The sequence below is a fragment of the Pseudomonas sp. GW821-FHT04C07 genome, from assembly GCF_059420325.1.
In genome coordinates this window covers 649,863-673,536 of the sequence record NZ_JBWKTM010000002.1, presented here as the reverse complement: position 1 = coordinate 673,536, position 23,674 = coordinate 649,863, and the positions used below count along the sequence as shown (strand labels likewise).

20 protein-coding genes and 1 pseudogene are annotated in these 23,674 nt (G+C 57.2%); 14 read left to right on the top strand and 7 right to left on the bottom strand.

Annotation, left to right across the window (positions count from 1 at the left end):
* From AC07UI_RS06655 to AC07UI_RS06625, 7 genes and pseudogenes are all read left to right on the top strand, one after another.
* A pseudogene (locus tag AC07UI_RS06655) lies at positions 1-206 on the top strand (hypothetical protein); the annotation flags it as partial.
* Positions 207-308: 102 nt separating this feature from the next.
* Positions 309-1,733 carry an APC family permease gene (locus tag AC07UI_RS06650; protein ID WP_494991712.1) on the top strand — a complete coding sequence of 475 codons (1,425 nt, stop codon included), beginning with the start codon at positions 309-311 and terminating at the stop codon, positions 1,731-1,733.
* 61 nt (positions 1,734-1,794) lie between these two features.
* Entirely contained in the window at positions 1,795-2,751 is a 957-nt protein-coding gene (gene speB / locus AC07UI_RS06645; RefSeq protein ID WP_494991711.1) for an agmatinase, read from the top strand.
* Between the two features lie 13 nt (positions 2,752-2,764).
* Entirely contained in the window at positions 2,765-3,595 is an 831-nt protein-coding gene (locus tag AC07UI_RS06640; RefSeq protein ID WP_494991710.1) for a polysaccharide deacetylase family protein, read from the top strand.
* A 9-nt stretch (positions 3,596-3,604) separates the two neighbouring features.
* Positions 3,605-4,528 carry an NAD-dependent epimerase/dehydratase family protein gene (locus AC07UI_RS06635; protein WP_494991709.1) on the top strand — a complete coding sequence of 308 codons (924 nt, stop codon included), beginning with the start codon at positions 3,605-3,607 and terminating at the stop codon, positions 4,526-4,528.
* Between the two features lie 24 nt (positions 4,529-4,552).
* Positions 4,553-5,278, top strand: coding sequence for an SDR family NAD(P)-dependent oxidoreductase (locus tag AC07UI_RS06630; RefSeq protein ID WP_494991708.1), 726 nt, complete (start codon positions 4,553-4,555; stop codon positions 5,276-5,278).
* Between the two features lie 36 nt (positions 5,279-5,314).
* Positions 5,315-6,226: a LysR family transcriptional regulator gene (locus AC07UI_RS06625; protein ID WP_494991707.1), complete on the top strand. Its 912-nt coding sequence runs from the start codon at positions 5,315-5,317 to the stop codon at positions 6,224-6,226.
* 160 nt (positions 6,227-6,386) lie between these two features.
* Here the strand turns inward: AC07UI_RS06625 and AC07UI_RS06620 are convergent, their stop codons facing one another.
* The 3 genes from AC07UI_RS06620 to AC07UI_RS06610 all read right to left on the bottom strand — a co-directional run bounded on the left by AC07UI_RS06620 (position 6,387) and on the right by AC07UI_RS06610 (position 7,921).
* The gene (locus AC07UI_RS06620) at positions 6,387-6,596 is read right to left on the bottom strand and encodes a co-regulatory protein PtrA N-terminal domain-containing protein (RefSeq protein ID WP_494991706.1); all 210 of its coding nucleotides are present in this window, start codon (positions 6,594-6,596) and stop codon (positions 6,387-6,389) included.
* Positions 6,597-6,679: 83 nt separating this feature from the next.
* Positions 6,680-7,333: a hypothetical protein gene (locus AC07UI_RS06615; protein ID WP_494991705.1), complete on the bottom strand. Its 654-nt coding sequence runs from the start codon at positions 7,331-7,333 to the stop codon at positions 6,680-6,682.
* Positions 7,334-7,549: 216 nt separating this feature from the next.
* Positions 7,550-7,921 carry a hypothetical protein gene (locus AC07UI_RS06610; RefSeq protein ID WP_494991704.1) on the bottom strand — a complete coding sequence of 124 codons (372 nt, stop codon included), beginning with the start codon at positions 7,919-7,921 and terminating at the stop codon, positions 7,550-7,552.
* A gap of 306 nt (positions 7,922-8,227) precedes the next feature.
* Here AC07UI_RS06610 and AC07UI_RS06605 point away from each other — a divergent pair, with 306 nt between their 5' ends.
* Positions 8,228-8,506 carry a DUF2790 domain-containing protein gene (locus AC07UI_RS06605; RefSeq protein ID WP_494991703.1) on the top strand — a complete coding sequence of 93 codons (279 nt, stop codon included), beginning with the start codon at positions 8,228-8,230 and terminating at the stop codon, positions 8,504-8,506.
* Positions 8,507-9,221: 715 nt separating this feature from the next.
* On the opposite strand, the gene AC07UI_RS06600 is transcribed toward AC07UI_RS06605, so the two are convergent.
* Positions 9,222-10,355, bottom strand: coding sequence for an ATP-binding response regulator (locus tag AC07UI_RS06600; RefSeq protein WP_494991702.1), 1,134 nt, complete (start codon positions 10,353-10,355; stop codon positions 9,222-9,224).
* 117 nt (positions 10,356-10,472) lie between these two features.
* Entirely contained in the window at positions 10,473-15,338 is a 4,866-nt protein-coding gene (locus AC07UI_RS06595) for a response regulator (RefSeq protein ID WP_494991701.1), read from the bottom strand.
* A 582-nt stretch (positions 15,339-15,920) separates the two neighbouring features.
* Between AC07UI_RS06595 and AC07UI_RS06590 the strand changes: the two genes are divergently transcribed.
* The 4 genes from AC07UI_RS06590 to AC07UI_RS06575 all read left to right on the top strand — a co-directional run bounded on the left by AC07UI_RS06590 (position 15,921) and on the right by AC07UI_RS06575 (position 18,755).
* A complete protein-coding gene (locus AC07UI_RS06590; RefSeq protein ID WP_494991700.1) occupies positions 15,921-16,562 on the top strand; it encodes a response regulator in 642 nt (213 codons plus the stop codon).
* A 360-nt stretch (positions 16,563-16,922) separates the two neighbouring features.
* On the top strand, positions 16,923-17,432 hold the full coding sequence (locus tag AC07UI_RS06585) for a response regulator (protein WP_494991699.1): 510 nt from the start codon (positions 16,923-16,925) through the stop codon (positions 17,430-17,432).
* Positions 17,399-18,349: a hypothetical protein gene (locus AC07UI_RS06580; RefSeq protein WP_494991698.1), complete on the top strand. Its 951-nt coding sequence runs from the start codon at positions 17,399-17,401 to the stop codon at positions 18,347-18,349. Before AC07UI_RS06585 ends, AC07UI_RS06580 begins: the two co-directional genes overlap by 34 nt.
* Before the next feature lie 106 nt (positions 18,350-18,455).
* Positions 18,456-18,755 (top strand): hypothetical protein, encoded by a 300-nt coding sequence (locus AC07UI_RS06575; protein WP_494991697.1) that lies wholly within the window; start codon positions 18,456-18,458, stop codon positions 18,753-18,755.
* 380 nt (positions 18,756-19,135) lie between these two features.
* Here the strand turns inward: AC07UI_RS06575 and AC07UI_RS06570 are convergent, their stop codons facing one another.
* Both AC07UI_RS06570 and AC07UI_RS06565 read right to left on the bottom strand, forming a co-directional pair.
* The gene (locus tag AC07UI_RS06570; RefSeq protein ID WP_494991696.1) at positions 19,136-20,044 is read right to left on the bottom strand and encodes a carbohydrate kinase family protein; all 909 of its coding nucleotides are present in this window, start codon (positions 20,042-20,044) and stop codon (positions 19,136-19,138) included.
* Between the two features lie 62 nt (positions 20,045-20,106).
* Positions 20,107-21,057, bottom strand: coding sequence for a cupin domain-containing protein (locus AC07UI_RS06565; protein WP_494991695.1), 951 nt, complete (start codon positions 21,055-21,057; stop codon positions 20,107-20,109).
* A gap of 292 nt (positions 21,058-21,349) precedes the next feature.
* Between AC07UI_RS06565 and AC07UI_RS06560 the strand changes: the two genes are divergently transcribed.
* Both AC07UI_RS06560 and AC07UI_RS06555 read left to right on the top strand, forming a co-directional pair.
* The gene (locus tag AC07UI_RS06560; protein WP_494991694.1) at positions 21,350-22,657 is read left to right on the top strand and encodes an ABC transporter substrate-binding protein; all 1,308 of its coding nucleotides are present in this window, start codon (positions 21,350-21,352) and stop codon (positions 22,655-22,657) included.
* An 82-nt stretch (positions 22,658-22,739) separates the two neighbouring features.
* Positions 22,740-23,666 (top strand): carbohydrate ABC transporter permease, encoded by a 927-nt coding sequence (locus AC07UI_RS06555; protein WP_494991693.1) that lies wholly within the window; start codon positions 22,740-22,742, stop codon positions 23,664-23,666.
* The last annotated feature ends 8 nt before the right edge of the window (positions 23,667-23,674 follow it).

Sequence of the window (23,674 nt, the reverse complement as noted above, 5' to 3'; positions counted from 1 at the left end):
TTCACGACTTGCAGCTTGAAGCTGTCGTCGAATGTCCTGCGTTTGTCGGTCATGAAAAACTCCTCGATAGATGCATTCTCCACCTATCGAGGTGTCCGGGGAAATTAGACCACTACATCCTGCCGGCGTCCGGCATCCGTGCGGTTTTGTGCAAGTCAGCTTTCGTCTTTGGTAATTGGTGCCTCGCAGCCATCACCCTATCTTGAGTTGGCGATAACACCCGGCAACGATCGGGTGTTGCTCAAGAGCTCTGTCCTACAAGAAGCGTTTTCGCTACCTGCCAATAAAAAACGAGCCTGGGAACAATCATGAAACTCTACGAACTTTTCGGTTACGACCGTCACGGTGCAATCAGCGAGCTCGACACGGCGCTCAACAAAGGAAAGCTCAACACCAAGGACGTCAGTTTTTCCGCGTTGGGGTTCAACGCACCGGCCTGGGTGGCCGCCTCGTCGATGTCGATCCTCTATTCGATCTCCGGTCACCAGGCACCCCTGGCGATCCTGATTGCGTTTTTCTTTCCCATGTTGGTGCTGGCCGTGTGCATGGTTTCGCTGACACGTCAGGCACCGTCGGCAGGGGGCATCTTCACCTTTTGCTCGCGTTTTCTGCACCCGGATATTGGTTGCATCCTGGGCTGGACCTATGCCGTTGCCTGCATCGCCGTCACGCCGATGTGTGCGTTGATTGGCTCCGAGTACCTCCAGGCGCTGATTCCTTCGCTCGCTGGCGAACTCAACGCGAAGATCATCGGTACGTTGTTGATCGTGACCTTCTTTGCTGTGTCGGTGCGCGGGGTCGGAGTGACCGCGAAGCTTGCCAGTACCTTTCTGGTTTTCGAAATAGCCGTGGTCGCCGGGCTCGGTTTCATGGGGCTCATCCATCCTCAGGTCGAGAACCTGTCGTTTGCCTCGATGTATTCGCTGCAAGGCGCCGGTGGTCTGGCGGCGATTGGCCCGGGAGTGCTGTTTGGTGTGTGGATGCTGGCGAACTTCGATTCGGCCATTAACTACATCGAAGAGGCACGCGTACCGGTTCGCACCGTGCAGCGTTCACTGTTGATCGTGCTGACCTCGGCCTTCGTGATCTACAGTCTGGCGGCCATCGGCTGGCAATACGCGGTTCCGGTGGAGCAGTTGGCTGCCATTGTTGAAAACGGCAACGGCGGGCCGATCGCCGCTGTCGCCAATGTCTACCTGCCACCGGCCATGGCCTGGCTGGCGCTGTTCGTAGTGATTACCTCGGCGTGCGCCGGCTTGCAGATTTCTTCCAATTCGTCGGCGCGCACGCTGTATCGGATGAGTGAGGAGGGGCATCTGCCGGGTGCGTTTAGCGCTGTCAACCGCTTCAAGGCGCCGTGGTTCACCCTGGGGCTGGTGTCGCTCGCCGGCATTGCCTTGCTCTGGTGGAAACCGCTGGACAAGATCGTTTGGTATTACGACGTGGTCACGATCACCCTGGTGATGTCCTACATCTCGGCGCTGGCGGCCTTCATGGTCATGACCTGGAAACAACACAAGGCACTCACCGCAACACTACTGTCGATCCCCGCATTGCTGGCGCTCTTTGTACTCGCCTACATCGGTTACACCGCAGGCGCCAACCCGGTCTCCCCGGACGATCTCTATACCGCCTGGTATTTGGGAGCGCTGTCGCTGGTGAGTGGCGCGCTGATCGTGCTCTCGGGTAAACGCCGGCGCAGAGGTGCCGGTGCGATGCCGGCGAAGGCGTGATACGTCCTGAACATCCCTTTTTTATCGTCAATTCATCTGCTGATACCCAGGAGTAATCTTGATGGCCAATGACTTTCCGCAACCTCTGGACGCCGCCGTCATCCCCCGTTTTGCAGGCATGCCGAGCTTTATGCGCCTGCCGATATTCACCGATCCGGCAGACGTCCAGATCGCCTTGCTGGGTATCCCCTGGGATGGCGGCACCACCAACCGCGCGGGCGCCCGGCATGGCCCACGGGAGGTGCGCAACCAGTCGAGCATGATGCGCAAGGTTCACCACGTTAGCCATATCGCACCCTATGATCTGGTGCGGGTCGGCGACCTGGGCGACGCGCCGGTCAACCCAATTGATCTGCTCGATTCCCTCAAGCGAATTGAAGCGTTCTATCGGCAGGTCCATGAGGTCGGTACGGTGCCGCTGTCCGTCGGTGGCGATCATCTGGTGACGTTGCCGATTTTCCGCGCCATCGCCCGGGACCGGCCTATCGGCATGGTCCATTTCGATGCTCACTCCGACACCAATGACCGTTATTTCGGCGACAACCTCTACACCCATGGCACACCTTTTCGCCGTGCGATCGAGGAGGGGCTGCTGGACCCCAAGCGCACGGTACAGATTGGTATTCGCGGGTCGATCTATTCGGCAGAAGACGAAGACTTCGCCAAGGACTGCGGTATCCGGGTGATCCATATGGAGGAGTTCGCCGACATCGGCGTTGCCGCGACCATTGCCGAGACGCGACGCATCGTGGGCGACGAGCCGACCTACGTCACCTTCGATGTCGATGTCCTGGACCCGGCGTTTGCCCCAGGCACCGGCACACCCGAGATCGGCGGCATCACCACGTTGCAGGCGCAGCAACTGATCCGGGGCCTGCAAGGCCTGAACCTGGTCGGTGCCGATGTGGTGGAAGTGTCGCCGCCCTTTGATGTGGGCGGGGCCACGGCGCTGGTGGGCGCGACCATGATGTTCGAGTTGCTGTGCATTCTCGCCGACTCAATCAAGCGTCGCTCGTAGAAGGAATCCATTGATGACTGCCTGGCCTGAGAACAAACGTTTTGCTGTGACCTTGAGTTTTGACCTGGATGCAGAAAGCGCCTGGGAGCCATCCAGCCTCGACGGGCGCCGGCTCTCGCTGCTGTCGATGGGCGCCTATGGACGCCGCGTTGGCGTGCCGCGCCTGCTGGAATTGCTGGCCCGCTACGGCCTTCGGGCGCAGTTCTACATTCCCGCTCGCGTGGCCGAGATCGACCCGGAGGTGGTACGCCGCATCGCAGCTGCCGGCCACGGGATTGGTTGCCACGGTTACTTCCATGAGCGTGTCGATGAACAGACGCCCGAGCAGAATCTGCAGATTCTCAAGGACTCCAAGGCGCTGCTCGAAACCCTCCTGGATCGGCCGGTCACCCATTACCGCGCACCGTTGTGGGAGCTGACCCCGGACGTCGTTGACTCGCTCATTGCCCTGGGCTTTCACAGCGATAGTAGCTTGATGGGCGATGACCGGCCGTACCGCGTCGGCAGCGCTGAGAAGAGTCTGCTGGAGCTGCCCGTCAGTTGGTTGCTGGACGACTGGGAGCAGTTCGCCTATTCGGCAGAGCCTGCGTTGGGCAGTGTGATCGAAGACCCGGAAAAGGTCTTTCGACTCTGGTCGGCGGAGCTGGAAGGAATGCGTCACTACGGCAGCCATTTCATCCTGACCATGCACCCGCAATTGATCGGTCGCGCATCACGCATTGCGATGCTGGAGCGGCTGATCCAACAGATACAACGCTATGACGATGTCTGGATCTGCACGCCTGACGATGTCTACTCACGCTGGCAGGCGGGCGATTTGACACTGCCGCTGCATCCTTACTGAGGACGGATCATGAGCATACTGGTAACCGGGGCCAACGGATTTCTTGGCCAGGAAGTAGTGCGTCAGTTACTGGCTCAGGGTAACGAAGTAGTGGGCTACGACCGCAGCCTGGTGTGCGCCATCGAGCACGCTGCGTATCGTTACGTACAAGGTGATCTGGCTGACCTGGCGAGTTTGCTGGAGAGCTGCCGGAGCCGTCCGGTCAACGCGATCGTTCATACCGCGGCGATCTCGCACCCGGTGGACTCTCGGCGTATTCCCCTGCAAACGGTGCTGACCAATGCACTGGGCACCACCCATGTGTTTGAGTGCGCCCGGCTCAGCGGTATTTCTCGGGTGGTCAACCTCAGTTCCGAATGCGCCTACGGGCCCAACCGGGAAATGGATGTGGTCGATGAGCGCGCGCCCCTTGAACCGACCACGCCGTATGGCTGTACCAAGGTGTTCACCGAAAAGCTCGGTCAGGTTTACAGCGACCTGTACCAGGTCAGCGTGGTGTCTTTGCGACCGGGCTGGATCTATGGTCCTGGCCAGTTCATGCAGTGCTACCTCAAGAGCATGCTCAGAAGCGCGATCGATAACGAGCCGTGGCATGAGGAGGAGGGCGGCGATTACCGCTTTCAGTACGTGCACGTCGTGGATGTCGCCCACGCTTGTGTACTGGCGGCCACTGTTCAGGAAGAGCGGTTGCAACAACGGGTGTTCAATGTGACGGCTGGTGAGCAGGACAGTTACCGCGCGGTCGCGGCGCGGATTCGCAAGGTCTACCCCCATGCCCAGCTCAGCATCGGCCCCGGTACCTTGAGCGTACTGGATGAAAATGCGTGCTTCGACATTTCGGCGGCGGGCGAACAACTGGGCTACCGGCCCCGGTTCGACCTGTATGAAGGCATTGCCATGTATGCGCAGTGGCTGGAACAGCATCCTTACTAAATTCTCTGAAGGCTGAGGTCATTCATGAAAACCTATCTGGTAACCGGTGCTGCACAAGGCATCGGCCATGCGGTCGCGCTTGCTCTTGGCGAGCAAGGCAGTCTTGCCGTTCTCAATGATTTGCAGGAAAGCCCGGTGCTGCTGGCCTTGGCCGATGAGCTGCAGGCGCGGGGCGTGGAGGTGCGTCTTGCGCTGGGTGATGTCTCGGACCCCGCAACAGCAGAGCGTGCATTTACCGGGCTGCAACGCCTGGATGTGCTGGTCAACAACGCGGGGTTCTTGCAGGAGGCGCCGCTGAGCGAACTCAGTGTCGAGGCCTGGGACCGGATGATCCGTGTTCATCTCTATGGGACGTTCCTTTTCTGCAAACCGGCGGCGGCCCTGATGACCTGCCAGGGCAGCGGCACCATCGTCAATATCGCCTCTGACCTTGGGCAGCTCGGGTGCGCCAATCTCTGCCATTACTCGGCTGCAAAAGGTGGAATCATTGCGCTGACCAAGTCGTTGGCGCGAGAGTTGGCGGCCCATGGTATACGGGTAAACGGGGTTGCCCCCGGCGGCACGTTGACGCCGATGGTCGAACGCCTGGGCGAGGCTTATATTCGCGAAGAAGCGCTGCGTTATCCGATGCTGCGACTGGGAACGGCGCAGGAAATTGCCGCCGCGGTGATCTTCCTGGCCTCGGAGCAGGCCAGTTTCATGACCGGGCAGATACTGGGCGTCAATGGCGGCGGTGTAATGAACGGCTGATTGCGGTCGCAAGCAAACACACGAGGAGAGGGCGGCATGCTGGTGAATTTGACGGATGTGGATCTGCGCATGCTGCGGATCTTCTGTGCGATCGTGGATGCCGGTGGTTTTACGGCTGCACAGGTCCCGTTGAACACCAGTCTGTCGCGCCTCAGCGTGCTCGTTCGAGACCTTGAAGTCAGGCTCGGCTACTCGTTGTGCAAACGCGGGAAAAGCGGTTTCCAGTTGACCGAAGAAGGCGAAGAAACCTACGCGGCAGCCCAGGAGCTGTTCGCCAACATCGGACATTTCCGCCAGCGCACGGCGGTGCTCAGCGGGCGCCATCGGGAGTTGTTGCGCATCGGCACGGTCGACAGCCTGATCACCCTCGGGCACAGCCCTGTACCGGCGGCCATTGCCCAGTTACGTGCTGCGCAACCCGGCGTCCATATCGATTTGCAAGTCATGCGGCCCGACGAACTTGAACAGGCGGTCCTTGAAGAGCGCATCCAGGTCGCCGTCGGCGCCTTCCACCACCGATTGTCGGGGCTTCATTATCAGGCGCTGTTCGAAGAGGAGCAGCACCTGTATTGCGGCAACGGGCATCCGTTTTTCGAGCGCCCTGATCAGGACCTGACGTATGAAGAGTTAAGCGCAGCGGACTATGTCGACAGAGGCTATGTCGCCGAAAACAAACGACCGTGCGAGCTCAGGTTCGCCAGCGCGGTCAGCGCGTTTTCGATGGAGGCCATTGCGCTGCTGGTCTTTTCCGACACCTACATCGGTTACCTGCCCACCCACTACGCCGCGAGCTGGGTCGAGCGAGGCAGGCTTCGATCGATCATGCCGCAACGCTTGGCTTATCGTTCTGCCTTTCATTGCATTACCCGTCAAGGGGTAGAGCAAAAGAGTACGGTAAGCCGGTTTCTAGATAAGCTCACCGCTCATGCGAGGCTTCATCTGCCTTAGATTCCAAGGGGCAAAGCCGGCTGGAAGTCGGCGCAACATCCCTCGAAAACGCCAAGATTGAAACGACTGCCGGGCAAGAAGCACAGAGGCTGAACCTTGGGTGCTGCATTTGAAGCTTGAGACCGCATATGTCTGTCAGATCGGGGACGCGACAGACAGATCAGGAGTTGGAGTGGTCGGCCGCCTTGGCTTTGCTTTGAGCTACAGCGGCTTCAGCCTTCTGTTTCTGTGCAACCTGGTAGGCTTCCATCGAGACTTTCCGGGCTTTCTCCATGCGTGCGATGGTCCGGTCACCACCGCCACCTGTGGCCATAGCCAGAGAGGAAACGGTCAGAGCGGCGACGACGAAGAGAGCTTTCATGGATTTCATTTGGGTATCCTCAAGTGAGATTGGGTTAACAGCTAACAGCGGGATTTATTGGCTAAAGCTGAACGTCCTTGTTCAACCTGGCTTCACCATCCAGCCAGGGCGGCGTTTCCTACTGTCCAGGTGCTTTGCTCCGTAGATTCTGCCGTGCTCTTGTTTTTGGCCCAGATGGTGAGCATCACCATCATCCCGAATCCACCGACGATGAGGACCGGATAGGCTGCCAGCAACTCCACCAACGAGTATTTCCAGGCCAACGGACGACCAACACCCAGCATTGCGGCATAGAACCACGACACGCCAGAGAACGCCCCCGAGAACAGCGCCAGCATGCGCAGGCTGAAGGAGAGCTTGAGCAACGAACCGGCTTTTTTCAGAGCAGGCAATACCGCGCTATGCAACACGACGCCATTAATGGTCAGCAGTACAACTATGCCGATCTTGGCTTGCAACTTTGGATTGAGGAAATACTCCATCCCCTTGCCGGCATAATCTATCCCGACAATACCAATGCCCGTAATCCAAAGAGCTACAAGGGCAAGCACTACGGTTTTTTGAAGACTTTCCATGTGCGCGTCATCATGGTGACCTGACGCATCCCCCTTCAGGAGTTGCTTGACCATTGCAATATCGCTGGTCAAAACAAGCCCGATTGCCACACAGCAGGCAATAAGGTGGGCATATACAACGCCCAAACGCAAAAACTCCACGGTCGACGAAGAAAGCATATTAAGCTCCATGGTTACCGGCTACCTCTTTGTTCTAGTAGTGAATCAGTACATGACTCTCAGTTGGACTTAACTGGAACTTACAGTGACTGACTGCAATTAAGATCCAGCAATTTCTATTAATTAGTCTTGCGGTATTACGCTGTCGAGATAAAAGTGAGCTTCGCGAATGAACTTCTAATCATTCGATTATCTCCATTTTCAGGTAATGAAAATCCCCATTCGCACTTAGTGCATATGTGGTTTAACTTCCGCTTCTGGGGCTAGGTGAGGATCAGAGCCTGTGTCACCTGCTGCGTATTCTGAACGAAAAAGTCCGAGTCCGTTCATTTTTTGATCAATTGTCCCGACCAACGGCAGTGAAATGGCTAGTGACACATTGCTGGTTTGGATAGCGCAGCCAGCACCATTACTGGGTTTCCGGCGAGTCGGGAGGCAGATGAGAGCCCCGCCGATTTTTTCGTCTTTTTTCCAAATTCCATGGGGGAAATCGGGGGGTATAACCTGGTCAGCCATAAAAAATCCCTTGGCCGGGTTAACAAACCAGGTCAAAGCACTGTCATTTTCCCCTCGAAAAAAGCACATTCGCGGCAATGCCATAGGGGAATCCTCAGCTAAAAAATTGATTCCTCGGGGAATCGAGGGGAAATGATCCTCAAGCCACCACATCAACTCCCACGTCCTGCGCAAATGAATGCCGCTTTGGTAAAACAATCGACAGATTGGGAGAACGCCCATGGATAAAGGACGAGTGGTCGAAACCGCTCAACCATGGGGGATCGCTGGGGCCTGCGGCGACTCAAGCAATAATGGAAAAGGGTCGTTCGTCCGGGTGGAGTGAACTTCACTTTCACCGCGTGTCACATCTAGTCCTTGTCAAGCGAACTTCAGCAGAGGTACAGCCTAATGAACATCGCCACAGCAGTAAGTGCCGTGATTTCCAGTCTCGCGCCAAGTGTATTCGACCAGAACGGCCTGCAAGAACCCGGCGCGCATGTCTCAGCCGTCGAATACCACTACGGGATGGAAATCGATGTGAAGAGGGTACTGCAGCGCACTGATACATCCGATAAGACCGGTGTGGTACCGGTGACCCTGGTCTACGAAGACAGCGAGGGCGAGGTGCACAAGATCCGTTTCCTCGAATGGGGCGCAAGCCCGGCCAACCCCGCCAGTATTGCCTGATCCGCTCGCCGATAGGGTTCTGGGCCTCGCCTGCGCGGCGCAGGCCGGAACCCCGACTATCTCCTGTCACAGCAACTCGTCCACGGTCGCGGCGCGGGTGTTCCGCGAGCAAGCCTGAAGGCGTTTCAACGCGCCCCGGCGACTCGCCAGGCCATTGATGCAGAGGAGCTGCCCTCAGCGCATGGACCTCTGAAACGGATTGCAAACCACGGTTTATATCCAGTCTCCCTCGGTCTTCCAGGCATGTTTGGCCAGGCCTCGTTCATGTGCACATTTTCCGCCATCGAGCCGGCCAGATGATTCCCTGATTTATTGACTGCCCCCAGCGCAGCGCCGAAAGGTAAATCTGAGAATCGTCTGGCCGGCCTCCCCACCTCACAGAGGTGGCGCAAAATTCAAGGTGCGAACTTAGACTTTTGCTGAGGAGGCGGTGATGAAATTCTGTGGCATAGACCTGCATTCGAACAACAGTGTTGTAGTGGTTACCGACGAAACGTCCCGGGAGCTTGAGGGACGTATCAGCAATGAGTCGCAAGCCCTGAAACGTCGCGGGGTTTACGACTTTTTTTCGAAATCTGTCGCACCGTCCGAAACACCGACGAGGATAGCGGCAGCGGGGATATTCGTTGGCGGCCGCACCGCCATCAAGAGGGTGGTCGCAGTCTGGTTGGCCCGCCCGATGGGCCCGGGCTACAGCATTTCAATGCCATCCGGGTCAGTCGAGTGGCAGCGATATCGTTAATCTCGTTCCTTTGTCCGGTGCGCTGTCGATCGTGAATTCCCCGTCCAGCATGCTGATGCGTTCCTTCATCCCCACCAACCCGAACGAGTTCAATTTTTTGCGATCCGTCATGCCTACGCCATTGTCTTTGATCTGCAGGTAAAGCCGGCGACCGTCCCTGTAGAGCTCGATATGCACCTGTGTCGCTTGCGCGTGCCGGGCAATGTTCGACAGCGATTCCTGCACGATGCGGAACAGAGTCGTGGCGGATTTTTCATTAAGATCGCAACGGAAATTCTGGTCTTTCATCGACATCACGCAATCGATCGCGCTGCGCTGCCGGAACTCTTCAAGTTGCCACTCGATCGCTGCCTGCAATCCCAGATCGAGTACGGGCGGCCGAAGATCATTGATGATACTGCGGACACTGCGGATGGCTGTATCGAGGTGATTCAGAGCATCGCTGGCCTTTTCGTTGAGCTTGGGGTGCATGGTACTGGTGCGCGCCTGCAACATGGAGACATCGATTCGCAACGCCAGCAGACTCTGTCCCAGCTCGTCATGGATGTCGCGTGCGATCCGCTTTCGCTCTTCTTCCTTGATGTGCTCCTGATAGGAGGCCAGTTCACGCAGCAGCAGCTTCGATTGCAGCAATTCTTCGGCCTGCATCGTCAGTTTGCGCTGCAGGTAGAACAGGTCGACAAACACCCGGATCTTGGCGCGAAGAACCTCGGCCACAATCGGCGAGAAGATGTAATCCACTGCGCCGGACGTATAACCGCGGAAACGCTCGGAATCCGTATCGGCCTCAGCTGTGACGAAGATAATGGGCGTGTGGGCCGACTTCGGGCGGCCGTGAATGAGTGCCGCGGTTTCAAAACCGTCCATCACTGGCATTTTCACGTCGAGCAGAATGACTGCGAAGTCGCGCTGCAATAGCAGGCGCAGGGCCTCGAACCCGGAAGTCGCCGTGGCAATATCGAGGCCCATGTCGGCAATCACCGCGGCAAGCGCCGTAAGTTTGGCGGGGTTGTCATCCACCAGCAACACTGATGCTGGCACGCCATCAGGCGGGAGCGCTTGCCGCACCTGGGCTCTCTCTTTGAATACCGGGGGTTCCTGCTGCATATTTATGCCACTTCGGTTTGCGCTAGCGCATCTTGCCATAATGGCAGCACCGGTAAAATCGAGCGGGCCTTGCACACATTGCCACCTTTGCTGTCGGGCAATGAGCGCGGTACAGAGTCATCGATAGAGCCATTTGCGCATCAGTGACAGCAGCTGGTCGGTATCCACCGGCTTGCTGACATAGTCCGATGCTCCTGCTTCGATGCACTTTTCACGGTCACCCATCATCGCCTTGGCCGTCAGCGCAATCATGGGCAGGGTTTCAAATCTTTTGAATGTACGGATCTGGCGCATGGTTTCAAAGCCATCCATCTCGGGCATCATGATGTCCATCAGCACGATGTCGGTATCGGGCTGCTGCTGCAGCAGTTCTATGGCGGTTCGGCCGTTTTCGGCCGTGGCCACCAGCATTTTGTTGGACTCAAGCACGCTGGTCAGGGCAAAAATATTGCGCACGTCATCGTCGACCACCAGGGCCTTTTTACCCTCCAGACTGTCCGAACCCTCATAGAGTTTTTCCAGCATCCTGCGCTGGGTCTGCGGCAGCTTGGCTACGACGCGGTGTAGAAACAGCGCGGTTTCGTCGAGTATGCGCTCGGGGGATTGAACTGCCTTGATGACGCCCTTGCCGAGCAGTGTCCTGAAACGCTCGTGTTCCGGCTTGGTCAGTGTTTCTGCACCATAGACGACGATCGGCAATTCACGCAATGCGTGGTCTTCCTGCAGCGCCTCGAGAAACCTGATACCGGATGCGTCGGGCAGTTTGAGATTGATTGCCATGCAGTCGTAGCGTTTCTTTGCCAGTTTCTTCAAGGCATCAGCGCCGCTGTCGGTCGTTGCGATCTTCACGTCGGTGTTGCCAAGTAGATCGAGGATGCGGGCGCGGTTCCCTTCGTCGCCGTCGATGAGCAGCAGACTCCTGGTCTTGCGCCGTGCGAATGCCACGATGCCGACCAGCGCATTTTGAATCTCGTCGGCTGTGACCGGCTTGAGCAGATAGTCGAAAGCGCCATAGCGCAGCCCGCGTGTGCGGTCGTCAGCGATCGAGATGATCTGGACCGGGATGTGACGCGTGGCGAAATTTCGCTTCAACTGCTCGAGTAGCAACCAGCCATCGATGTCCGTCAGGCCTGGGTCTAGCGTGATCGCGGCGGGTTTGAAGCGCTCGACAAGCTCCAGTGCGTCCGCGCCACGGGTCGTGACGATAGCCCTGAACCCCTTCTGGCGCGCGGCCTCGAGCAGAATGCCGGCGAATCGGGCGTCGCCCTCGAGCATCAGCAGCACTTGGTCCCCGGGTTGGACGGATTCGCGGTCGTCCAGTATCTGTGCAGACGGACCTGACATGAGGTCGCGCTTGACTTGGCCAGGTACTGTCTCTGTCTCTGTCGCTGATTCGTCTAGCGTCTGACGCTGGGCATCCTGTGTACGCAAGGGCACGTACAGCGCGAAAGTACTGCCCTTGCCCTCACCGGGGATCAGCCGCAGCTCACCGCCCAGCCGGTGTGCGAGCTCGCGGCTGATCGACAGGCCGAGGCCGGTGCCGCCGTATTTTCGTGAGGTTCCGGTATCTGCTTGCTGGAACGCCTCGAAGATGAGCTTCTGCTTGCCGCCAGATACGCCAATGCCGGTGTCGGTGACCACGAAGGCGACCACCATATCGGCGCGATTCAGTTCGCTGTGATCCACGCTCCAGCCGGACACAGCGGGCGCGATGCTGATCTTGACGCTGCCTTGCTCAGTGAACTTGAAGGCGTTGGACAGCAGGTTCTTGACCACCTGCAACAGGCGCTTTTCGTCGGTCCAGATGACGGGGGGCAGGGTAGGCGCCAGTTCAATCGTGAAGGTGAGGCCTCGGCTTTCGGCGACCGGCCGGAAGGTGCGTTCGATCTGGTCGTGCAGATTGGCGAACAGCGCTTCATTCAGATCCAGTGTGACCGTACCCGACTCGATCTTGGACAGATAGAGAATCTCGTCGATCAGCTCCAGCAGGTCTTTGCCCGCGCTACGGATGGTCTTGGCATATTCGACCTGCCTGGGAGTGAGATTGTGTTCCGCATTGTCGCTGAGCTGCTGGGCCAGGATCAGCAAGCTGTTCAATGGCGTTCTGAGCTCATGGGACATACTGGAGAGGAATTCGGACTTGTACTTCGAGGTCAGCATCAGCTGCTCCGCCTTCTCCTCCAGCGACAGCTTGGTGATTTCGACTTCGCGGTTCTTGCTCTCGACTTCGGCTTTCTGCTCCGCCAGCAGTCCAGCCTTGTCCTCCAGTTCCTCGTTGGTCTGTCTCAACTCTTCTTGTTGCCTTTGCAGCTCCTGCGCCAGCGATTGCGACTGCTTGAGCAGTTCTTCGGTACGCATATTGGCTTCGATCGTGTTGAGCACGATACCAATCGATTCAGCAAGCTGATCAAGGAAGGTTTGATGAATGATGCTGTAGCGCGTGAACGAAGCCATTTCGACGACGGCCTTGACCTTGTTCTCGAACAGGATCGGCAACACGATGATATTCAGCGGGGCGGCCGCACCCAGTCCCGATGAAATCGCGACGTAATTTCCGGGTACATCGGTCAGCAGGATGCGCCGCTTCTCGTAAGCGCATTGCCCGACCAGGCCCTCGCCGAGCCGCCACTCATCGTTTACATTGATGTTTCCCTTATACGCATAAGCCGACAGCAGTTTGAGTTTCGCAGGATCGGGCGGGCTCTCGTTCATCATATAGAACACACCGTGCTGGGCGTTGATCAGCGGAGCCAGTTCTGACAGCACCATCTTGGAGACTGCTGCCAGATCGCGCTGGCCCTGCAGCAGGCGCGTAAATTTCGCGAGATTGGTCTTGAGCCAATCCTGTTCCGCGTTTTGCCGCGTGGTTTCCCGCAGGTTGCGGATCATTTCGTTGACGTTGTCCTTCAATTCCGCCACTTCACCCTTTGCTTCCACCTCCACGTAACGAGTCAGATCGCCCTTGGTCACGGCAGTCGCCACGTCGGCAATTGCGCGCACCTGATTGGTCAGGTTGGCCGCCAGACCGTTCACGTTGTCGGTCAGATCGCGCCAGGTGCCGGCAGCACCCGGCACGTTGGCCTGGCCGCCCAACTTGCCCTCGACGCCCACTTCACGCGCCACCGAGGTCACCTGATCGGAGAACAGCGCCAGCGTATCGGTCATACCGTTGATGGTGTCGGCCAGTTCGGCGATCTCGCCCTTGGCTTCCAGTGTCAGTTTCTTCTTCATGTCGCCGTTGGCTACCGCGGTCACCACTTTCGCGATGCCTCGCACCTGGCTGGTCAGGTTGGCCGCCATGAAGTTCACGTTTTCGGTCAAATCCTTCCAGGTGCCGGACACGCCTTGCACCTGTGCCTGTCCCCCGAGCTTTCCTTCGGTGCCAACTTCGCGCGCCACCCGCGTCACTTCGGCGGCAAAGCTATTGAGCTGGTCCACCATTGTGTTGATGGTGTTCTTCAGCTCCATGATTTCGCCCTTGGCTTCCACGGTAATCTTGCGCCCCAGGTCGCCTTTGGCCACCGCCGTCGTCACGTCGGCGATGTTGCGGACCTGATTGGTCAGGTTGGCCGCCATGCTGTTGACCGAGTCGGTCAAATCTTTCCAGGTTCCACCGACGCCCGCCACCTTGGCCTGGCCGCCGAGCTTGCCGTCAGTCCCCACTTCGCGTGCCATGCGCGTCACTTCGTCGGCAAAGGTCGAGAGCTGGTCCACCATTGTGTTAATGGTTTCCTTGAGTTGGAGAATTTCACCTTTCGCTTCGGCGGTGATCTTGCGCGACAGGTCGCCGTTGGCCACCGCCGTGGTCACGTCGGCAATGTTGCGCACCTGGGTGGTCAGGTTGGCCGCCATGCCGTTGACCGAATTGGTCAAGTCCTTCCAGGTACCGGATACGCCGCTCACTTCGGCCTGTCCGCCCAGTTTGCCTTCGGTACCGACTTCCAGCGCGACGCGTGTCACCTCCGCGGCGAAGCTGGAGAGTTGGTCGACCATCGTGTTGATAGTGTTTTTCAGTTCGAGTATCTCGCCCTTGGCTTCAACCGTAATTTTCTTGCCGAGGTCGCCGCGCGCCACCGCCGTCGTCACCTGTGCGAGGTTGCGCACCTGGGTGGTCAGGTTGGCCGCCATGCCGTTGACCGATTCGGTCAGGTCGCGCCAGGTGCCTGATACGTCGCGCACTTCCGCCTGACCGCCCAACTTGCCTTCGGTACCGACTTCCAGCGCCACGCGGGTCACCTCCGCAGCGAAGCTCGAGAGCTGGCCGACCATCGTGTTGATGGTGTTTTTCAGCTCGAGAATCTCACCCCTGACTTCGACGGTAATCGTCTTGCCCAGATCGCCATTGGCCACTGCGGTCGTCACGTATGCGATGTTGCGCATCTGGGTGGTCAGATTGGCGGCCATGTCGTTGACGGAGTCGGTCAGATCTTTCCAGGTGCCGGACACCCCTTTGACATTGGCCTGCCCACCGAGAATCCCTTCAGTGCCGACTTCGCGGGCCACGCGGGTCACCTCGGAAGCGAAGGAGCCCAGTCGCGTCACCATGGTGTTCACGATCTGGGCGGATTTGAGGAACTGGCCCCGGAGTTTCAGGCCGTCGAGTACTGGCGGTACCTGCTGGCTCAGATTACCCTCGGCAACCGAACCGACAACGCGAATTATCTCGTTCATCGGGCTGATGAGGTCGCTGGTGAGCGCATTGCTCGAGTTGACGATCTTTTGCCATGAGCCTTTCATCATCGGCAATTCGATACGCTCATCGACCTTGCCCTGCTTGCCGATCAGTCGCGCCACGCGTTCGAATTCGGTGGTGGTGTCGGCCGCCATGTCGATGATCTCGTTGAGCGTGTCGGCGATCTTGCCCGGCATGCCGGTCCAGTCTTCCGGCATACGCGTGGTGAAGTCACCTTTGCGCAACGACTTCAGCGCTGCCAGCAATGTCTTCATGTCGAAAACTTCGATCGGTGTCGTCACTGTGGCCATGTCTCTGTCCAGTTAAAATTGATGCCACGCGCAAGGCATTACCCATGGGCGCATGCAGACACACCTGAGAGCTTAGGCGCCAGAGGCCGGAAATGCCCCCGGACTGAATGCCCACGCGGGTGTCGACTCCAGGATTGCCATTGCCGCAGGAGCCGGCTTTGCAGTATTTTCCATGCTGAAAACTGAGCGCTGGCTTACGAAATATTAGCAAGGTTGGCGCAATGCCCCAGATTCTGGGGAGATTGTCATCTTGCAGTGCAATCCCAGCCTGGCTGCCTGGCGGATGCCGATTGAATATGCCGGGTGGTAGTGGCCGACTGATGGCTTCCGGGGACAGGCCGTTCCAACCGACTGCACCGGCAGTCCGGAGAAGTGAGCGCTAACGCCTGAGGCAACAGTGCAAGTGCGCTACCTGCCTGCTAACGTCAAACTCTGCAGCAGATTCCATGGCTTGCCGGCCACTGGCCGCAGGGTTAGTGTGGGACTGCATGAGCGCGCGCCACTGTGCCGGCGGGTTCAACATCATCTGTACATCGAGACACGATACGGCCAGGGCCTTGCGGGTGCGAATGGAAAATACGGATGACTGACCACAGAATCAGAGTCTTGCTGGTGGATGATCACAGCATCGTGCGTAACGGCGTGCGACGCATGCTGGAGACTGCCAACGAGATCGACGTAACGGGTGAAGCAGAGACGGCACAAGAAGCAATGCTCCTGGTCCGGGAGCAAGATTTCGACGTGGCGCTGGTAGATATTCAGCTGCCCGATAAGACCGGCCTCCAACTCCTCAAGCTCATGCGTGCGGAGAAGCCCAAGCTCGCCGTTCTGATGTTGAGCATGCATTCGGTCGAGGCCTATGCGTTACGCGCAATCAAGCACGGCGCTGCGGGATACCTCACCAAGGATATTTCCGCAGCCACCCTGGTTGCGGCAGTTCGCAAGGTGGCCTCAGGCGGCAAGCACGTCAGTCCTGAACTGGCAGAAAAACTGGTCAACGCTATCGGCAGAGGCGACGCGGCACCCCACGAAGCGCTATCGGACCGGGAACTTGAAGTACTAAAGCTCCTCGCTTCAGGCGAGAGAATTGTCCGCATCGCTGAGATATTGCACTTAAGCCCGAGTACCGTCACGACGTACCGGGCACGCATCCTGGAAAAAACAGGGATCGACAGCAACGCGAAACTGGCCCGCTATGCACTCGAAAACGGCCTGTTAACTTAGAACGCCCTGCCATCCGACGCAGCCGAGCCACCCAATCGTTTTCGGCATCCTCCACTCTCTGCGGTAAACGCCTCGGCATCATTGAATCGTTCTGATTGAACTTCAGGTGCGTTTAACGAACTGTGCAGCAACGATGCGCAGCACATGCCCGGCTTCGCCGAAGCGTCGCCCGATCCAGCCTGCTTGTAGTGGAATCACTACAAGTTCTTGGCCGATATCTCCACAAAGAACTCCTGCTAACGTCGATAGTGGGATTCGTTGCACTTAAGCATAGTTACCTCTCTGCAAGATTTCGTCCGCTGAATGGAGTTGTCTTCGTCAGCGTCTTGTACAGCTATGTCAAAAAAGAGAGGTCAAATCATGCAGGTCACCAACACAAAACCATTGACTGCACTGATGCCAGCCAGAGATTCAGGCCCCTTGCGCCTGTTTGTCGTTGAGGATTCGAACGTCGTGCGAGCGTTGTGGCACACGGTGTCGCCGCGGATCGCGGGCCTGTCACTTGCCGGGGCGTTCCACTGCGCATCGACCGCTATCGCCGCCATCCGGCATGAACCACCCGATGTCGTCTTACTGGACGTCAACCTCAGCGACGGTAATGGCATGGAAGTATTGCGTGTGGTCGCAGCCGAGTATCCGCTGACAAAAGTCATAGTGGCCAGCAATTGTGCTGATCCGACACATTGGAAGTACTTCACAAAAGCGGGAGCCTACGCCTCCTACGACAAGATCCATGAACTTGCCGCCATGCGCCGCATGTTGGAGCGTTTAGCCAAGTCCCTGTTACCAGAAGCTTTGTCCTGCTGGCAACCATCACCAAATGGGAGCAGTACCCCATGGAACCAATCAGCAAAGAACACGACTTTCTAGCCATACTGCAGCACGTCATGTCACATGGCGTCATCACCTTGCTCGCAATGGCTATGGCGTTTGCCACGCCGGATGCCGCACGGTACATCCTCTATGTATGGTGGCCACGCGTGGAGTTGAACTCGAATCTGCTGCTTGCGACAGAAATCGTGCTGGCCTCAACCTTGATGGTTCTGTTCTATCTGTGCAAACGCGCATGGGGCAACCACCATCGTCTGACAAGCGCGAAGATGGCCTCCCTGCTCTTTGCGAGACATCCTCGCAAGGGATGGCTTTCGACCCTTCACGAACGGAATCTGGTCCGCTCTTTACCGGCGGCGCGTCACGCCTCCATCCTTTCGCTCACGGGGTACGAAACCCTGATTGCGCCAGATAGCGTGTTGAAAGACGTCTTCACGACGGCGTATGAAATCCGCGTCATGCTGCTCAATCCGCTTGGCGTAGCAGCGCGCAAGCGAGTCGACTCACTTCCAGAAGAAATTACGACCTCGACCTTTCAAGAGGAACTTGCCGCCAGCATTGCGTTCCTTAATGAGTGCCGCAGACGCGGCAAGAAAGTTTCGCTGAAGTTCTACGACCACGACCCGTTCTGGAAGGTTGTCGTCCTCGACGACCGTGTCTGGGTCCAGCATTGCCATAGTGGTCGTGAAATGAAGGACCAGCCTGAGTACGTGTTCGGGCTGCAATACGCTGAACCGGGCCAGGGACTGTTTGTGCCGTTTTATACCTACTTTCTCCACGAGTGGAATAAGGCAGGCCACTGGGAATATGACTTCGACGCCGCCGAACTGGTCCAGCGGGATGCGACCACTGGCAACGAGACCGGGCGTGCTCCGCTCGGACTCCCCGTCTATGGTCCTGCATCGCCGTCCCTGGCAGCCGCTCGAACCTTCTCACCTGCTTCAGAATATGCATGAGAGCAAATTGCACGAGTCAGAAAAGACTCTGGAATCGATATTCGTAAGTTAAGCGCGGAGTGCGCGCTGTATTCATGTTGAATCAATGTTCTAACTGGAGGACATCATGATGATAGGCTATTGGTTGTGCGCGTTGCTGTGGGGTGTGGTGCTGCTGGAGGAGATCCAATGCATGCCCCTTCAAGAATGGAAAGACGAGGGTCTGAAAAAGGTTCTGTTGCTGCGCCGGACTAGAACCCAGACCGGCTACTTCATTGCGTTGATCGCGGGTGCCTTGTGCCTTTATAGCGAAATCCTGGTGGCGCCGGTCGATCAGCGCATTTTCAATCCGGAGCTAATACTTGCCCTATGTGGTGTTCTTTGGGGTGCTTATCTTTCCGTAGTCTGCATGAAGGGGAAGCGATAGATGCCCATCTCCATGACTACTGCGGGTAATTGATATTTCACAATCGTCGGCTGGCAAGGAAATTCCCCCGGTCAGGCGCTCAACTCAGCATCTGAACAGCCGCAGCCTCGCTGGCAGCGGCTCGCCTTTGGTCATGGAGCCGGACACTGCAAAACCGTGTTGACGGAAAGGCTCAGGGCATGATGGACGTTAACGATGACGCGTGTTTGCTGGATAAACGCGTCGCCCTCAGGTCCATCGTCGGAGCGCCGCCCGGAGCAATCGAGCGTCGACCGGCTGCTCCTACACATACCCTTAACTGACTGGCATTGGGCCCTGAGGGCCTTTTTCATTGTCGCGAAAAACATTTTTAGATGCCTCTCAGCAGTCGACCCATTTCGTCAAATACCGGGAACGGCGCTGAGCAACTTTTTTACTTCGGCCATTGCTGGCGCATGGGCACCTGCATAACAACAAGATACAGATGCACAAGCGGCTGAAAAACGAAGGCGTTCTTGCAGATCGGAGATCCCAAGCAAGTCTGCGGCGAGCCAACCGGCCATAGAAGAATCTCCGGCCCCGACTGTATCTGCGACGTCTACAACGTAAGCGGACTGTTCGTAGTAGCCATCGGAGGTGTACAGCGCCATGCCGCATTCACCGCGCGTTAACAGGATTTGAGCGTGCGAGTTGATGGCACGAATCTCATTGATTGCCTGGGTTTCGGTCAACCCTGGATAGATATGCCGAATGTCTTCGTCCGAGAGCTTGATCATGTCGGCAAGGGCGGTCACTGACGGGAAAGTTTGCTCTCGGTATTGTCTGTCCATCAGGTTACGCCAGTTCGGGTCAAAACTTATCCGTTTGCCTTCCCGTTTCGCCAGTTGTGCCACGCGTACCAACGTGTCTGCCAATGGTTGGCGGGCCAGGCTAATGCAACTGAAGTGACAGACTTCAGCGTGCAAAATCCAATCGTTCGGTAGCTGTTCGGGATCGAAAGACAAATCGGCGTTTCCAGCAAAAAAATACCTTGGCGGACGACTAGAGGGAACGATGGCAACCAACGGATCGCGCTCTGTTCGTTGGATAAACCGCATATCCAGTCCTGCCGCAGCCGATTTCTGGACAATCTCATCGCCCAGAGAATCGGTGCTCACCGATCCGGCGAATGCCGTGCTGACTCCCAAGCGACTCAGCGCTCGTGCGACATTCCATGGCGCACCGCCCGGATACCCTTGCCATTGTCCAGGATGACCCTGTACCAGGTCGGTCAGGGCTTCGCCAAATACGACTGCGCGAGGCAACACCATTGTGATTTCCTTCTTGTTGTGGGATGCGGATGACTAACCCGCATCGGTCAGGCGTTAATTACTTAATGGGCTTTTGTGTGCGCCAGGGCAGCCTGGAGACCGTTGCGATTGAACAGGTTCATCGCCGTTCCGCGACGATATTCACTCGGTGTCTGTTCCATTTCGATACGGAAGTGTCTGTTGAAGTTGGAAAGGTTTTCATAGCCAACCTCAAAACAGATGTCTGCCACGGACATCTCTGTTTGCAACAATAGTCGGCATGCGCGCTGAACCCTGAGTTTACGCATCAGATCAATGAAGCCATGGCCGGTTACCCGCTTGAAGAAGCGCGAAAAGCCGGGCTCGCTCATTTCCAATTGCCGAGCAATCACCGACAGGCGAATGTCGCCAGTGAGCTCAGTCAACAAATAGTCAAAGGCCTTATGGATGCGTTCAGAACTTCGGTCGTCCAGGGTCGGCGCGTAGCAAGCGCTGGCCAGCGTATGAGCGTCTTGGGTTGGCGCTTTCATTAGTACGTTGATCAACTGCAGAAAAAGAATAAGGCGTTCAAGTCCTTGCGCAGGGCCGATATCTTCCATCAATCGAGCCGCCTGTACTGCGGTTGCTCCGGTGAACTCCAAGCCACGGCGTGCACGTTCAAAAAGGTGCTGAAGCTCGCCTAACTCGGGCATTGTGCTGCGCAACGCCAAAATGGCTGCACCATCAAATTGCAGCACAACGTCGCGCCCCTTCAAGAACTCACCCGGTCTCAGATCGCCTATCCAATCATGGGGAAGGTCAGGGCCGATAAGTGCTACGTGGCCGGTGTCGAATGCGCCAATGTAATCACCAGCAACGAGCTTGCCGCTGCCTTGGCGGATCAGATGAATTTCGAATTCTGGATGGTGATTCCAGCGAGCGAGGGAGTAGGGGTAGTCGTGCTCATACCAGCGAAAGCTATGATCGGGCTCGGGAAGGATGACTTCCAGTTCGGCGGGGCGCTGTTCGAAAAGCGCTGTTCGGCTATCAGTCATGGCAGACCCCGGTTTGGTTATTTCTTGTTTGTATGCGAGCAACATACGCCCTGTGCGCAGGCGCTTGCTAGTTCAAGATTGCGTATCACTGATACTTTTTTGATTCGCAGAAGGCTTCGCTGGCCAGGTTAAAAAAGTATCAGTTGGCCGTCCGTTGCGCGTTTGTCGTGGCTATTTCAAGGTGCTGTAATCAAATCGTCCCCCATTGCTGAAAAGCTGTAATTGCCCAGCGGTGGTTAACAACAAAAATAATAGCTCCCGTCGTCCAAGGCGCGGAGCGGAGAGCACTACGATGAAAATCCCGAAAGCGCTTTTCCTTTCCGCTGGCCTGTCCTTCGCCCTCGTCAGTCAAGCCGCCGAAACAGTGACCATTGCCACTGTGAACAATGGCGACATGATCCGCATGCAGCGACTCTCCAAAATTTTTGAACAGCAGCATCCCGATGTGAAGCTCAATTGGGTGGTACTGGAAGAAAACGTTCTGCGTCAGCGCCTGACCACCGATATCGCCACACAAGGCGGCCAATTCGATGTGCTGACCATTGGCACTTATGAAACGCCCTTGTGGGGCGCCAAAAGCTGGCTTGAACCGATCACGGCGTTGCCACCGGAGTACGACCTGGAAGACATCTTTCCTTCAGTCCGTCAGGGGTTGTCGGTCAACAATACGCTCTACGCGTTGCCATTCTATGGCGAAAGCACGATCACCTATTACCGTACTGATCTGTTCAAGCAAGCAGGTCTTAGCATGCCGGAGCACCCGACCTGGACGCAGCTCGGCGAATTTGCGTCCAAACTCCATGAGCCTGACAAGGGGCAGTATGGAATGTGTCTGCGCGGTAAGGCAGGGTGGGGTGAAAACATCGCTCTAATGAGCACCATGGCAAATGCGTTTGGTGCCCGTTGGTTCGATGAAAAATGGCAGCCGGAGCTAAGCAGCCCTGAGTGGACAGCGGCGGCACATTTCTACGTTGATACCCTCAAGAAGTATGGGCCGCCAGGCGTGTCTAGCAATGGTTTCAACGAAACCCTCGCACTGTTTAACAGCGGTAAGTGCGCCATCTGGGTGGATGCCAGCGTCGCGGGCTCGTTCACCACGGACAAGGAGCAGAGCAAGGTCGTCGACAGTGTGGGTTTCGCCCCTGCACCTACGGAAGTGACCGACAAAGGCTCGTCATGGCTGTATGCATGGTCATTGGCGATACCGGCAACCTCCAAACACAAAGACACAGCAAAGGCCTTTATTACCTGGGCGACGTCGAAAGAATACATTCAATTGGTCGCTGAAAAAGATGGAATCACCAATGTGCCGCCCGGCACTCGGCAGTCCACTTACAACGAGGCCTATCTGCAGGCAGCGCCTTTCGCAAAAGTTACGTTGCAGATGATGCAGCACGCCGATCCTGCACACCCTTCGATCAAACCTGTTCCTTACGTTGGAATCCAGTACGTCACCATTCCCGAGTTCCAGGCGATTGGGACTTCCGTAGGGAAGTTGTTTTCGGCGGCTCTCACTGGACAGATGTCGGTTGATCAAGCACTCGCTGCCGCGCAAACCTCAACTGAACGCGAGATGAAACGCGCCGGTTATCCGAAATAACCCGGAACCCCCTGTGGGATCGCCGCACCGTCGCTCCCACATTTGATCTTCATCTGCCTGTCACCAATCGGTTGTGATCACCATGAATACTTCGACGCTCAAAGCACATATGGAAATTCCCCAGCCGGTTCGCAAAAGCCGGTTGGCCAACCCCGGCTGGTTTCTGGTCAGCCCCTCGGTGGCGCTGTTGCTGCTGTGGATGATCGTGCCACTGGGCATGACCCTGTACTTTTCGCTGATCCGCTACAGCCTGCTCTACCCTGGTGAAAACCAGTTCGTGGGACTGGAGAACTTCACCTACTTCCTGAGCGATTCGGGCTTCCTGCCCGGCGCCACCAATACCCTGTTGCTGGTCGGCAGCGTGTTGCTGATCAGCGTGGTACTGGGGGTGTTGATCAGCGCCTTGCTGGAGGCCAGCGAGTTTCTCGGGCGCGGCATCGTCCGCGTACTGCTGATCTCGCCGTTCTTCATCATGCCCACCGTGGGTGCGTTGATCTGGAAGAACCTGATTTTCCATCCGGTCTCGGGGATTCTCGCCTACGTCTGGAAGCTGTTCGGCGCGCAACCGGTGGACTGGCTGGCGCACTACCCGCTGCTGTCGATCATCATCATTGTCTCCTGGCAATGGCTGCCGTTCGCGATCCTGATCCTGATGACCGCCATGCAGTCCCTCGACCAGGAACAGAAAGAAGCCGCGCGCCTCGATGGTGCCGGGCCGATCGCGATCTTCTGGCACCTGACCCTGCCGCACCTGGCGCGGCCGATTGCGGTGGTGGTAATGATCGAAACCATCTTCCTGCTCTCGGTGTTCGCCGAAATCTTCACCACCACCAACGGTGGCCCCGGCTATGCCTCGACCAACCTCGCCTACCTGATCTACAACCAGGCGCTGGTGCAATTCGATGTCGGCATGGCGTCGGCTGGCGGCTTGATTGCGGTGGTGATTGCCAATATCGCGGCGATCCTCCTGGTCCGGATGATCGGCAAAAACCTGACTGACAAGCCTTGAGGCCTGCA